Annotated in this window: 17 protein-coding genes and 1 pseudogene; 17 read left to right on the top strand and 1 reads right to left on the bottom strand. The window is 40.6% G+C overall.

Annotated elements, in window-relative coordinates:
• Positions 1 to 240 precede the first annotated feature (240 nt).
• The 9 genes and pseudogenes from ACIFOD_RS05815 (at position 241) to ACIFOD_RS05775 (ending at position 6,415) form a co-directional block, all read left to right on the top strand.
• On the top strand, positions 241 to 786 hold the full coding sequence (locus ACIFOD_RS05815) for an N-acetyltransferase family protein (RefSeq protein WP_430314032.1): 546 nt from the start codon (positions 241 to 243) through the stop codon (positions 784 to 786).
• Positions 787 to 808: 22 nt separating this feature from the next.
• Positions 809 to 1,246, top strand: coding sequence for a GNAT family N-acetyltransferase (locus ACIFOD_RS05810; RefSeq protein ID WP_430313862.1), 438 nt, complete (start codon positions 809 to 811; stop codon positions 1,244 to 1,246).
• A gap of 53 nt (positions 1,247 to 1,299) precedes the next feature.
• Complete coding sequence (locus ACIFOD_RS05805; protein ID WP_430313861.1) at positions 1,300 to 2,022, top strand: HAD family hydrolase; 723 nt, start codon at positions 1,300 to 1,302, stop codon at positions 2,020 to 2,022.
• A gap of 92 nt (positions 2,023 to 2,114) precedes the next feature.
• Positions 2,115 to 2,876, top strand: a complete 762-nt coding sequence (locus ACIFOD_RS05800; protein ID WP_430313860.1) for a hypothetical protein — start codon at positions 2,115 to 2,117, stop codon at positions 2,874 to 2,876.
• A gap of 14 nt (positions 2,877 to 2,890) precedes the next feature.
• Entirely contained in the window at positions 2,891 to 3,454 is a 564-nt protein-coding gene (locus ACIFOD_RS05795) for a GNAT family N-acetyltransferase (protein ID WP_430313859.1), read from the top strand.
• Positions 3,455 to 3,488: 34 nt separating this feature from the next.
• Positions 3,489 to 3,935, top strand: a complete 447-nt coding sequence (locus ACIFOD_RS05790) for a phosphoribosylanthranilate isomerase (protein WP_430314031.1) — start codon at positions 3,489 to 3,491, stop codon at positions 3,933 to 3,935.
• Between the two features lie 335 nt (positions 3,936 to 4,270).
• Entirely contained in the window at positions 4,271 to 5,059 is a 789-nt protein-coding gene (locus tag ACIFOD_RS05785) for a class I SAM-dependent methyltransferase (protein WP_430313858.1), read from the top strand.
• A gap of 76 nt (positions 5,060 to 5,135) precedes the next feature.
• Positions 5,136 to 5,662, top strand: a pseudogene (locus ACIFOD_RS05780) (chloramphenicol phosphotransferase CPT family protein).
• Positions 5,663 to 5,962: 300 nt separating this feature from the next.
• Complete coding sequence (locus tag ACIFOD_RS05775) at positions 5,963 to 6,415, top strand: GNAT family N-acetyltransferase (RefSeq protein WP_430313857.1); 453 nt, start codon at positions 5,963 to 5,965, stop codon at positions 6,413 to 6,415.
• 42 nt (positions 6,416 to 6,457) lie between these two features.
• Here the strand turns inward: ACIFOD_RS05775 and ACIFOD_RS05770 are convergent, their stop codons facing one another.
• Entirely contained in the window at positions 6,458 to 7,423 is a 966-nt protein-coding gene (locus ACIFOD_RS05770) for a quinone oxidoreductase family protein (RefSeq protein ID WP_430313856.1), read from the bottom strand.
• Between the two features lie 382 nt (positions 7,424 to 7,805).
• On the opposite strand from ACIFOD_RS05770, the gene ACIFOD_RS05765 reads away from it, so the two are divergent.
• From ACIFOD_RS05765 to ACIFOD_RS05730, 8 genes are all read left to right on the top strand, one after another.
• On the top strand, positions 7,806 to 9,011 hold the full coding sequence (locus ACIFOD_RS05765) for an MFS transporter (protein ID WP_430313855.1): 1,206 nt from the start codon (positions 7,806 to 7,808) through the stop codon (positions 9,009 to 9,011).
• A 26-nt stretch (positions 9,012 to 9,037) separates the two neighbouring features.
• Entirely contained in the window at positions 9,038 to 9,184 is a 147-nt protein-coding gene (locus ACIFOD_RS05760; protein ID WP_430313854.1) for a hypothetical protein, read from the top strand.
• Between the two features lie 156 nt (positions 9,185 to 9,340).
• Positions 9,341 to 10,138, top strand: coding sequence for a nucleotidyltransferase domain-containing protein (locus ACIFOD_RS05755; protein WP_430313853.1), 798 nt, complete (start codon positions 9,341 to 9,343; stop codon positions 10,136 to 10,138).
• Between the two features lie 13 nt (positions 10,139 to 10,151).
• Entirely contained in the window at positions 10,152 to 11,171 is a 1,020-nt protein-coding gene (locus ACIFOD_RS05750) for a S66 family peptidase (RefSeq protein ID WP_430313852.1), read from the top strand.
• A gap of 80 nt (positions 11,172 to 11,251) precedes the next feature.
• A complete protein-coding gene (locus ACIFOD_RS05745) occupies positions 11,252 to 11,653 on the top strand; it encodes a cytidine deaminase (protein WP_430313851.1) in 402 nt (133 codons plus the stop codon).
• A gap of 93 nt (positions 11,654 to 11,746) precedes the next feature.
• The gene (locus ACIFOD_RS05740; RefSeq protein WP_262372483.1) at positions 11,747 to 12,565 is read left to right on the top strand and encodes a lipid II flippase Amj family protein; all 819 of its coding nucleotides are present in this window, start codon (positions 11,747 to 11,749) and stop codon (positions 12,563 to 12,565) included.
• Positions 12,566 to 12,584: 19 nt separating this feature from the next.
• The gene (locus ACIFOD_RS05735; protein WP_430313850.1) at positions 12,585 to 13,007 is read left to right on the top strand and encodes a hypothetical protein; all 423 of its coding nucleotides are present in this window, start codon (positions 12,585 to 12,587) and stop codon (positions 13,005 to 13,007) included.
• 39 nt (positions 13,008 to 13,046) lie between these two features.
• A complete protein-coding gene (locus ACIFOD_RS05730) occupies positions 13,047 to 13,520 on the top strand; it encodes an HIT family protein (protein WP_430313849.1) in 474 nt (157 codons plus the stop codon).
• Positions 13,521 to 13,527: the final 7 nt, after the last annotated feature.

The following is a 13,527-nucleotide window of genomic DNA, read 5'->3' as shown; positions in this document are numbered from 1 at the left end:
TCATGACAGTCACAAAAATAATTCATCTCTTCTAAATAAAACACCAAGTCATTCAACCTCCCAACGACTTCAACTCCTTAATCATTTGTTCCCTCATATCACTGATTCGGCTTTGAAGGACAGGAAGGGTTTCATTACTGGGTCTGGATGATAAGTGTTGTTAGAATTTAGAAATTAATGGATAATATTTTGTGTAAGCTTGATGGTGGGAGTGATCCCCAATGCAAGGAGTGGATCGAAATAATCATTAATCCAATTGAATTTCATATTCGTAATCTAACCTATATCATAAGGTCAGCAAGGGAAGATGATGCAAAAAGTCTCTCAGAAGTGCGATTGCAGGCAGACGGAGAGACAGAAAACATGGATAGGGAAAAGGGTGAAGCGTACATAGATGTGGCGGGCTTTAAACACCTCATTCAAGAAGATACGGAGAGTGACCAGAATCTCTTTTTGGTGTGTGAAGTGAACGACAGGATTGCAGGTTTCTCAAGGTGTGAGGGGAAACCATTAAAGCGAATCGCTCATAAAGTGGAGTTTGGTGTATGTGTATTGCAAGAATTCTGGGGATACGGCATTGGGAAAAATCTATTAAAAGAGTCCATCCGTTGGGCAGATGCCAACGAGATTAAAAAAATCACCTTGAATGTTCTTGAAACCAATGAAAAAGCCATTATCCTCTATAAAAACAACGGTTTTGAAGTAGAAGGAGTATTGAAGAAAGATAAATTATTATCGGATGGGCGTTACTACGATACCGTGGTGATGGGACGGTTTCATCGATAATATCGAAAAAGGGGTGGTTTATATGAATCTGGCATTAAAGGAGATCAATGCTGACAATTGGGAGGAATGTGTAACCTTATCTGTCTCGGAGCTTCAAAAGGAGTTTGTAGCAGATAACGCTTATTCATTGCTGCAATCAAAATTTATGGAAGATCAATATCCATTGGCCATTTATCATCAACATAGCATGGTTGGGTTCATCATGTATGGGATTGACCCTGAAACAAACCGTATGGAGATGAGCCGGTTAATGGTCGATCAGAAATATCAAGGGAGAGGCTATGGGAAAACGGCAACGCAGCTACTTTTAGAAAAACTGACACATACATATGGAAATATAGAATTATTCACAAGTGCGGAACCGGAGAATGTGAGTGCTATAAGGTTATACGAAAGTCTGGGGTTTGAGAAGACGGGTGAAATCATGTGGGGGGAAGTTATGCTGAAGAGACAACTTTAGTATACATGTGATTTCGTACTTTATAAAAAACTATTAAAAGGGTTGATACGTCATTGAAAAAGTATAGCCTTCTTTTATTTGACTTGGATGACACGCTACTTGAAAATTCGTCTTGGTATGATGATGGACTGGTTCAGTCTCTTACAGAACATCCACTGACAAAGGAGATGGATAAACAACTATTTCTGAAGAAAATAAAACAACCTCCAAAATCTTTAATAGAGAAACTTGTAAGTGGGGAAATAAATACATTTGAATTTAAGAGAGAAAGATGGAAGAGCGCTTTTGATTACTTTGACGTGAAGGTGAACATTGAAGCAATTGAACAGCTCGAAGCTCTTTTTACTAACACAAGTATGAAATTCATTACTGTTAACGAATATGTATTAAATTTAATGAATGAACTGAATAAGCATTATGAGATAGGGCTTGTAACAAACGGACTTTATGACCCTCAACAGAAGATAATCAACATGGGCCTGGGAGATATATTCAGCCACAATAAAATCTTTCATGCTGAACAATTAGGTTTTAGAAAGCCTGATAGCAGAATCTATAATATTGCTCTAAAAACTTTTAGTAAGAAACCTGAAGAGACGATATTCATAGGTGATTCGTGGACTCATGATGTAATCGGGCCCATTGAAGCTGGAATGGAAGCTATATGGGTCAATTTTAGAGGGATAGAAAAACCAACCAATCATACTCCCTACGCAATTGTGTCATCTGTTGGGGAAATTAGAGATATATTGCTAGGTAGCGGCAGTAATAAATAGTTAAGTCATTAATGCGTGTAGAGGCCATACATAGACCAATTAAGTTATTAATCTACTTATCAACGAATCCAATTTAGAAGGTAGGAGCTCAAATGTTAGCTTCAGAAAGCATTTTAAAGACATGGGGAAAATTCAAGGATTTTCCCATGGAGACGTTAACGAAAGTTTGGTTTTATAACCAGGGAACTATTAAGAAACAGCGGGATGTCTCTCTTATGCGTGAACATCGGGAACAATTTGGCATGTCCGGGAATTGTTTTGATCTTGCACTATGGTTACTGGATGAGTTTAAAAGGGATGGGGTCGAGGCGTATCCCATCGGTCATAACCTGAACTCGGAAGATGCTCATGGGGCCGTTATCGCATTGAATGAAAAAGGGGAACGATTTCTTTGTGATTTGGGTGACCAATGGTTGAATCCGATTTTAATCGATACGGACAGCATAGATTACACCAGCGAAAAGGTAAGTGGTTTCTTCCCCGCAGCAAAGGTTCAGGTTCAAAATCATCCAACAGGAACAGAAATTCTTTATCATCGACCGAACGGAAAAGTATCGAGGCAAGTTTTTCAGACGGAGCCAGTCGAGATGGCTACTTTTTTAATGGCTGCTGAGCATTCTCAACATCTTATAAAGAACCATCCTTTATTGGAATGTAGAATCCCTTACAAATCTGAAATCGCTCATTGGGAGTTTTATAACTGGGAGAGCTTTCTAAGTACGACAGAAGGGCTGATGCAGGATCCAAAGCTGGAAACGGTGGAAGAATGGGCTGAAAGAATTCATGGGAAAACGAAATACAACAAAGCGGTTCTAATCGAAATATTAAAGCATTACAAAAGCACTCAACTATGAAAAGGAGAACTACCATGAAACCGACTGAATGGCCAAACGTAACCTTAAGAGAATTGACGTTGGATGATGCAGAAGACCGATACCAGTGGTGTCTGGATAGAGAAGTAACGAAGCACTTGAACATGCCGGAGAAATATCCTCCATTCAGCCAGGAAGAAACCCTTGCCTGGATTGACATGTGCATCAAGAGGACGAATGGATATGAACAAAAGGCGATTATGACGAAAGAAGGCAAACACATCGGCTGGATCGATTTGAAAAACATCGATCGTTTAAACAAACATGCAGAACTGGGAGTGGCGATCGGAGATAAAACCTATTGGGGAAGAGGATTTGGATTAGCTGCTATGCGAGAGATGCTTCTATGGGGATTTAAGGAACTCGGGCTGAACAAGATTTGGCTAAGAGTCGAGGTTGATAATGAAAAAGCAATCAAGTCTTATAGAAGAATGGGTTATGTGGATGAAGGTCTATTAAGGCAGGACCGGTTGAGAAACGGGGAATTCGTGGACAGGTTGCGGATGAGTATTCTCAGGGAGGAGTTTTTCAGTGGTGAAGACGTATCATCAAAAGTTTAATGAGTTTATTGAAGTTGCCAGGAAGCTAAATGGTATGGGAATCACTCCATTGCTGATGGGCTCTGTGGGATTGGAAGTGGTCACAGAAAAGAGCTGGGACGCACAGGATCTGGACATACATGTGCCTGGTGATAAGAGAGGATGGGAAGTACCTCCTGAGACATCCATACATAACTGGAATGATATTGTGAAGGTAATGAATTCAAAGGGTTATACCCTGATTGATTTGCATGAACATGAGTTCTCGAAAGATGGATTATCCGTTGAGTTTGGAATAATCGACACGTTGCCGGACTTCGCGGGGGTACGAATGGAAGATCTGGAAATGCATCAAAAGGGAGAAGTGAAATATTATATGCTGAGTCCCGAGCAATATTTACGTGTTTACGAGGCTTCATCCAAGGACAGCTATCGGGCAGATAAGAATAATCATAAGGATATGGGGAAGATAGAGTATTTGAAGAATCTAATAAAGAATTGATGTGCATGTATCAGGGGGTAGACTCCACCTGCGGCAAATCATAATAAGGAAAGTGAGCTGTCTGCCTTGAGAATAATAACGGTTTCCTTCCTACTTATACTATTAATGAACGTTGGTGTAGCCAGAGTGATGGCTATTTAATGGTTTTTCTTAAAGAGGGTAAAGTTGTTCAGTATGCTGAACTAAATCGTCAAAGAACTTCTTTTTCAATTGGAGAAAAAGACTATCTTTCTCCTTCTGAGGATGTATTGAAGATTGAAAGATAGTAAATGAACCTTTATTAATTTTGTTTTCCAACTGAAAGGGGAAAATTTAGTGTGTGGAGGGATTAAAGCTTGAATTCATTAGAAGAACAATATCGTAATCCAGCGAAATTAAATACCCGGATAAACATTCATGAGAAATATAGTGATAATAAAAAGGATTGGCATCTATGGCTTTTTGAACAGATGGACATCTCTCCTAATAGTAGGATTCTTGAAATTGGATGCGGGGACGGTACTTTTTGGTTGAAAAATAGAGAACGGATTGATAGTAGCTGGAACTTGATTCTTTCTGATTATTCCGAGGGTATGGTTGAGTCAGCTAAAAAGAATTTAATGGAGATACCAAATTTCCATTACCGTCAATTTAATATTGAGGATATTCCCTTTGAAGATAATCGTTTTGATATTATCATTGCCAGCCATATGTTGTATCATGTCCCGAATAGAAAAAAAGCTTTAAAAGAGGTAAGGCGAGTGTTAAAACCGGATGGTACATTTTACTGTTCAACTATCGGGCAGAATCATATGAAAGAATTTGGTGAGTTGTTAAGGCGTTTTGATCCAAATTTAGACTTTCCATCGGCTAGAGAACATGCCTTGAACTTTGGAGTGGAAAATGGGGCTGAGCAACTTCAGGGCTATTTCAGTGAAATTGTTTATAAAGGTTTTCCAGGCGGGTTGAGCATTACAGACGAAAAAGCAATAGTCGATTATCTGCTTTCCTCTAATACAGACCTGAATAAGACCTTGGTAAATGATACGTTATTAGAGTTTCTTCGTTTCCTCGCATCTGAAAAAGAAGCTCACAATGGAGTGATTCATATAACAAAGTCAACTGGATTGTTTGAGTCTAAATAATTCTAGAGCTATGGCCAAGCTTTTTTACGGTTAACTTGTGGATCTATTCCTATTATAAGAAAGCGAGGTAAAACCCATGACAAACATCATAATCCTAAATGGCGGATCAAGCTCCGGTAAAACGACGCTGTCGAAATGTCTGCAGAATTCATTCACAGAGTCATGGCTGAGATTCAGCATTGATGACCTAATCGAGTCTATGCCTGATGCCATGCTAAAGAAAGACAGCGGAATTAAGCTCTGTGAAGACGGATCGGTCAGTCCAGGTACAGAGTTTCGAAAATTGGAATCGCATGGATGCACGGTATTGGAGAGATGGCACGGAAAGGAGCCGGGATCATCATCGACGATGTTTTCCTTAGTGGAGTGAAAGCTCGTAAACGATGGGAAACTACTTTGGAAGGATTGCAGGTACTTTGGATTGGCGTCTTATGTGACCAGATCGTAGCTGCTGCTCGTGAGAAATCGCGAGGAGACCGGATTGAAGGGATGGCTGAATCACAGGCCACTGTTGTGCACGAAGGAATGATTTATGATGTGACAGTTGATACGACTACAACACCTCCGGAGGAATGCGCACGACTGATTGAACAGAAAATGTAAGCTCTGATCTTCCTGATGGAAGAATGACGGATATAATTTACATGCGAAAAAAATAGCTTACCAGTGTCACTGGTAAGCTGCTACAAATAAGGAATTTTTCGATTTACAATAAGGGGTCCTGCTTTAAACCACTATCTTCAAGATGAAGAATATGTTTAGTATACTATTGATTTCAGGTTAGTAAAGGTGATATGCCTAGATGAATATTTTTTCTCTTAATGTGTGATCAGAATAAGTTATGCTTAGATTGAAAATTTTAACGAAAACCGTTTTGATTAAGTCATTCAGTGGAGGCAGGAAATGATCATCAGAAAACGAAAGAAAGATGAAGAACTTCCAATGGAATTGCTGCTCTTGGCAGATCCATCCGAAGAGATTGTAAAAGAATACATATATAGGGGAGAATGCTTTGTAGCGGAGCTCGAAAAGAAAATCGTAGGCGTATACGTGTTACTTCCCACAAGACCCGAAACCGTCGAGCTAGTGAATGTGGCGGTTGAAGAAGAGATGCATGGGAGAGGGATAGGTAAACAGCTTGTGATGGATGCCGTAAAGGTGGCTAGGGAGAAAGGTTACAAGACCATTGAAGTGGGGACCGGGAATTCAGGTATTGGCCAATTGGCTCTTTATCAAAAGTGTGGATTCAGGATCGTTGGTGTGGACTTGGACTTCTTCGTCAGACACTACCCGGAAGAGATTTTTGAAAATGGGATCCAATGCAGGGATATGATTCGGTTGTCACAGGATTTATAGAAGAGACCCTTTCCAGTTTGGGAGAGGGTCCTTTGCTTTTGTTTATGGAATCAATAAAATTTTCCCTGTACTTTTTCTGCTTTCCAAATATTCATGTGCTTTTGCGCCTTCGCTTAAAGGGAAGATTGTTGGTTCAGAGATCTTTAACTTCCCTTCCTGGATCCATCCGAACAACTCGTGTGAGCGGGTCACTCGTTCTTCGTGAGAAGTCAATACATTCCATAGGTCTCCGCCAGTCAGGGTTTTCGAGGTGTCCATCAGCATGCGGGGATCAACAGAAACAGGATCGCCTCCCGCCATACCGAAGAATACGACCGTCCCTCCGATGCGAGTTGCTTCAAAACTTTCTGTTAATGTAGAACCTACTGATTCATACACAACGTCTGCACCTTTACCCCCAGTCACATCTTGCACCAGCTGGCTCCAGTCTTCACTATATAAAAACATGTGATCAGCACCTATGGACAACGCCGCCTGTCTCTTTTCTTCCGAAGAGGTTAAGCCGATAACGTTGCCACCCAAGATCTTGATGATTTGCACAAGAAGCTGTCCGACTCCTCCTGCAGCCGCATGGACTAAAACGGTATCCCCGCTCTTGATGCTATAGCTGTCTTTCGTTAAGTAATGAGCCGTAAGGCCTTGTAACAAGAGGGATGCAGCCGTTTCATACGATATATCATCCGGCAGTGGGATGGCTTTTTCCTTTGGCACTGCCACAAGTTCAGCATTCGCATAAGGTACATCGGCAAAAGCGATGCGGTCCCCAACGTCAATTCCACTCACGTTAGCTCCTACATTTTTGACGACACCTGCTCCTTCATACCCACAGATGTACGGTGGATCTCCTGCTAAGTGATAATTTCCTTTTCTTCTATAAACATCCGCGAAATTTAGCCCGATTGCCTTCATTTCCAATAAAACTTCATCCGGTCCCATTTGCGGAGAATCAATCTCCTGATAATGGAGGACATCCGGTCCACCGAACTTTTCAAATATGAGTGCTTTCATTATGTACTCTCCTCTATAACTTCATTCCCCTTTAGTGTAACCAGTTCTTTTCCTTTTGACTAGGGAAGAGCTTATATCTTCCATGATCATAGGTACTTCCAGGTGCCTATGCCACTTCAAAGTGCGCTCTTCTCAAAAGTGTCCTTCTCCTTCATAATTCAGTTTAGCTTTTCAAACAGTACCTGCTGAATTTTACAGAAGAGGTTTGAAAGGCATATAGGAACTTTACAGGTCCTAGGTTACAAAAAAGTACCTATGACTTTAAAGTGGGTACTTCCATTCATTATTTGTACCCATTATCATGTGTGTACAGAGAAACGAAAGGCGCCTTCGATTCTCATTTCAATAAACGAATTATCCATTTTAAGGAGGAATAAACGTTATGAGTTCAACCTCAGCTACAATAGATCAGTCAAAAAGGAAAGGTGGCACACCGGCGTTACTTGCCCTTGCCATCAGTGCCTTTGGAATAGGGACGACAGAATTTGTACCCGTTGGATTATTATCATCGATTGCCGATGATTTATCGATATCGATTACACTTGCAGGACTATTGATTTCTGGCTATGCCTTCGGAGTGGCCATTGGGGCTCCTGTCCTGACAGCATTGACCAGTAAGATGAACAGGAAATCCCTTCTTATGTCGTTGATGCTTATATTCATCGTTGGGAACTCGGTTGCAGCACTTTCCACAAGCTTCGGGTTATTGCTCGTTGCCCGATTCATCACGGCATTCTCCCACGGGATCTTCTTCTCGATCGGGTCGACTATTGCCGCCGATTTAGTGCCTGCCCATAAGCGGGCCAGTGCGATTGCCTTTATGTTCACAGGATTGACGGTCGCTACGGTTACAGGAGTACCACTTGGGACATTCATCGGACAGGCATTCGGCTGGAGAGCCACATTCTGGGGAGTCGCCCTTCTCGGTGTCGTTGGCATCATCGCAAGCTCCATCCTTGTACCGAAGAACTTAAAAGAAGCACCACCAGCTAAGTTCAGCGAACAATTGAAGATCCTAACGAATGGGCGATTACTATTAGCCTTTGCCATCACAGCACTTGGGTATGGCGGGACGTTCGTCGCCTTCACTTATTTAACACCTTTATTGCAAGACGTGACGGGATTTAGCGCGAAATGGGTGAGTATCATCCTTCTTGTATACGGAATTGCCGTTGCCATCGGAAATGTCGTCGGAGGGAAAGCATCCGACAAGAGCCCTTTGAAATCGTTATTCTGGATGTTTGTTATGCAAGCCATCATTCTATTAGCTCTTACTTTCGCAGCACCATTCAAAGTGGCAGGTCTGATCGCGATCTTCCTAATGGGATTATTCGCTTTCATGAACGTGCCCGGATTACAGATCCTTGTTGTCAACCTGGCTGAAAAGTATGTACCTTCAGCAGTCAATGTAGCGTCAGCCTTGAATATCGCGGCATTTAACGTCGGGATCGCGATCGGTTCCTTTGTCGGTGGGATGATCGTGGATGGAATCGGCTTGATCCATACACCGTGGATCGGTGCCATCATGGTGGCAGGAGCTGTGGTATTAACAGCATGGCTACGCGGCATTGAACGAAAGTCAGCCTGAGGGGGAGACGATAGAATGGTTCAAGTATGGAAAGAGCGAGCAGATCAACAGAAGAAACCTTGTTTCAACGAAAAGGGTTCTTTGCACTCTTTGACAGTGAGAGACCGGTTGATGAAGTTATTCAGGAGCTGGGGGAGGATGTGGTACCTTATTTTCCGGGGATAGAGCTGTAAGAGGTTCCTAGTTCGGTTTTTCTGTATAAGATGAAGAAAAAGGCGAGTTCCTTAAAGGAATCCGCTTTTTTTATTGGAAAAATCAGAAAAAAGTATTGATTGTTCTTAATAATTGGAATATACTGGCGTAATATTTACTTTTTGGAGGTGGGGAAAATGAAACAAAATAATGCGGTTAAAATGATTTCAGATAGCCTGATGAAGAACGATAAAGTTCAGGCGATATTCCTGAAGGGTTCGATGGGGAGAGGCGAGTACGATGAATTTTCAGATGTGGATTTATATTGTTTGGTAAATCCGGAAGATTTGGAGTCGTTTTTACCTCAAAGGATGCAGCATTTAGAGGCATATAGGAAAGTATTGTATTATGATGATATTTTTATCATCGCTCCACAGATTATTGCCGTTTTTGATAATCTGCTTCACGTGGATTTGTTTACAGTGACAGAAAAAAGTTTTAAAGAGAAAGATTACTTTCACGTTTTGTACGATCCGTCAGGTAAATTATCACAATTCCAACCCTCCCAGAATCTTCTTTTATCCCAAGAGGAGTTCAGTGGGCACGCATTTGATGTGGCTTGGTATTTATTTCAATATCATAAGGCCAATCAAAGGGGGAACGACCTTTGGGCTGTTGAAATGCTGCAGCATGTAATGGTCAATTTATCTAAAGTATTGTTGCACAGGTATAAACCCGAAAGAGCGCAGTTAGGATTAAAAGCGTTAAGTGAGTTACTACCAGGTACTCAATTAACTAAAGTAAGAGAAATCTTCACTTACATAGCTCCATCTACACATGAAAAAACAATCTATTTCTTAATTCAGTTGTTAAGAGAAGAAATAGATTGGATTGAATCTAATTTAGAGGAGGGTTCACAAGCGCCTGCCTTTATTAGAAAGATGATCTCGTTACTAGCTGAGAAATCAGATGATAAATTAAAAATGAAAGAGTAAAGGGGAAAGTATCATGATTTACTATCCGGAACCATTAAAGCAAGGTGATAAAATAGGGATTGTCGCACCTTCTTCTGGTGTAACAGGAATTTTTGAGGAAAAATTGAATAGAGCAATCCAGAATATTGAAAAATTAGGGTACTCATGTATTGAAAGTCCATCGCTTAGACAAAACGAACATTTAGCTAGTGCCTCTGCTACAATTAGAGCCAAAGAGTTTGAAGACCTATATAATAAAGATGAGATTAAAGCGATCATCCCACCTTGGGGAGGACAGTTTTTAATTGACATTCTGCCTCATTTGCAATTTCACAACTTAAAGACACCCAAATGGATACTAGGATTCTCAGATATTAGTACATTACTCTTTTCTGTAACTTTGTCAAAACATTTCGCCACTGCGCATGGCCCCAATCTATTAGATTTTGGAAATCACATGATCGATCATTCCGTTTTGAATTCCCTCAAGATTCTTTCTACAAATATAGGGGAGTCTTTTACCCAATCTGAATTAGACTTTTATCAGACCGAATGGTTGGACATGAAAGAAGATTATTTTCCTCCTTATAATTTGACTGAAAAAGTCGAGTGGAAATCTATAATTGGGGACGATAATGAATTCAAGGGAAGGCTGATAGGTGGTTGTCTTGATACAATCGGTAAGCTAATAGGGACTCCGTATGCTCCGGTCAAAGAATACATCGAAAAATTCCAGAAGGACGGATTTGTTTGGTACTTTGAAAGTTGTGAAATGAATTCATCGGATATTTATCGAACACTTTTTCAGATGAGACTTGCCGGGTGGTTTAATCATTGTAAAGGGTTGCTTTACGGAAGGCCGGATGGATATCAAGACGTTGGAGGTTTCACGTTAGAAGACGCTTTAAAGAAATTTAATGAAGGTCTGGATATTCCGATTTTATATAATGTTGATTTAGGTCATATCCCACCTCAATTAACCTATGTAAATGGATCATTGGCCGAGGTATCTTTTTTAAATGGGAAAGGACAAATAAGACAGACCTTAACATGATAGTAATTGATTTATACAGTAAATAGAGTACAGGAGAGGCCAGGGAACTATATTTTGAAAAGTTTGCTGAGGTGCAATAGATGAACATTGAACAATCACTATTCGAAGAAGCGGTAGCCTTAATCGAAAAAAGATACTCGACAGGCTGGGGAGGTGCTGCTGCCATGTATACAAAAAGCGGAGAAATCCTCACTAGTGTTTCCCCGGAAATCATCAATGCTTCAACAGAGCTCTGTATCGAAACGGGAGCCATATTGGAGGCACACAAACTTGCTACTGAAGTGACTCATTCCATTTGTGTCGTGCGTGATGATGAAAACTCCCAGTACAAAGTTCTAACGCCTTGTGGTATATGTCAGGAGAGGCTTTTCTATTGGGGAGCTAGCGTAAAGGTGGGCGTTTGTCATCCAGAAGGTGATCTTCTATTTAAGACTTTAAAAGAAGTTCAACCTTTTCATTGGTATGAGGTGTATAGAAAATAAAGGAGAGCTGAATTCAAGGAACATTTCAAAAATACGGAATGTTCCTTTTTTTAATGCTATAATATGTTTTGGATAAAAAAGGGAGCTGTCGTCGTGGAGTTTGTTTCTTTACCAGTTATATCGATTGCACTATTTATTCTGATTATACATAGCATTGAAACCCTTGCTTATGCTGTCCGGTTATCCGGGGCAAGGGTGAAGCTAATCGCTTCGGGTCTATCTTTGTTTAATATGATGGTCATTGTTTCTAGGATGTCCAATATGATGCAGCAGCCTTTTACAGGCGGTCTCATCGATGCTGCACCTGAGGGCAGAGAATTAGAAGTGATAGAAGGGCAATTCAGGGTGTTGATTGGTGCCTCGACTTTAGGGACAATCTTAGGAATTGTATTATTGCCTACATTCGTTGCTTTGTTCTCCAGGGGAATTATCCATCTTTCACAGCAGGGAGGTTCTGTTCCCCGATTGATCAAGCTTGGGTTTAAAAATGACCTTTATAAAAGAGGGATCAATCATATCGCCAAACCGGGTAGAAGATATTTGACGGGAATCAATTTCAGGGCAATTCCCAAGAGGTTGTTTTTCATCAATATGATGATTACAGCGGTTTACACGATTGGTGTTCTATCTGCGCTATATGCTGCTATCATCGTACCTGATAGAGGACACAGTGCGACCATGGCTTCGGGATTGATCAATGGTATCGCAACCATTTTACTTACCCTGTTCATTGATCCAAAGATTTCCGTGTTGGCTGATGATGTGGCAAATGGGAAGGGGAATTATACAGAATTAAAAGGTCTTTCCATCATGATGATCATTTCAAGATTGTTCGGGACAGTGATCGCACAACTGATCTTTATCCCGGGCTCATACTATATTGCCTGGATGTCTCAGTTTTTTGTTAGTTAAGGAAAAGAGGAGGGATCCTATGTCTGGAAGTACATATTTTTACGCATCGGCAGTGCTTGTCCTCCTTTTTTTGATTCCATATTTAATCATAAGGGACATTAAGAAAGGGAGAAAACTCTCTGCCGTTTTCACATCCAATGTCATGCTGTTGATTTTGCTTTTTGTTGCACTGGGTGAAGTGTTGAAAGTTTTTCTGAAGGAATCATCCATGATGTATTACAATCAGGTTTTCTTTCTTGGGATTATCGTACTTATTGTTTTACCGCTGATCCTCCTTTTCTTTTACACTTTGAAAAAAGATATTCAGAAGTGGAAGGATCCTAATGAATATAAACACCAGTGGTTATTCAAATTCAGGTACCTATTGATGGCTGCTGTAGGTGCTGTATTTATAGGAGCGCTGTTTCGATTTTATCAAATTTTTATTGTTTTGTTTTCGTGATTGAGAGGTAAATAATTGTGAATTTTGGAGGTTCCTTGTATGTCAATGAACAATGACCAATGGAAAAAAGATCGGATCGGGTCTGCTCATGCTGGCCGGAATCCTATGGTACTGGCCAAGATGAAAAGTGGTTTTTCCGTAATGGGGGATACACAATTTTTACCAGGGTATTGTGTTTTGCTACCGTACGTTGAAGTGAATTCGTTGAACGACCTGGATACGAAACAGAGAGGTGAGTATTTACTCGATATGAGCATAATTGGAGATGTCATAACGGAAGTGTGTAAACCGAAACGAATCAATTATTCGATTTACGGAAACACAGATGCCTTCTTACACGCCCACATTTTCCCCAGGTACGAATGGGAAAGGGAAGAGTATGTGACAAAACCAGTGTGGAATTATTCTCCAAAACATTGGATAGATAGTACTTACTTGTATTCAGAAGAAAAGCATTTGGTTTTAAAAGAAAAACTAATGGAGCGTTTTCATCAAAAAGGATACACGATGTAGGTGAAAC

Origin of the sequence: Rossellomorea sp. NRS-1567, assembly GCF_050467885.1 — a bacterium.
GTDB lineage: Bacteria > Bacillota > Bacilli > Bacillales > Bacillaceae_B > Rossellomorea > Rossellomorea aquimaris_C.
The sequence above is the reverse complement of the archived record's forward strand: the minus strand, read 5'-3'. Positions and strand labels throughout refer to the sequence as shown.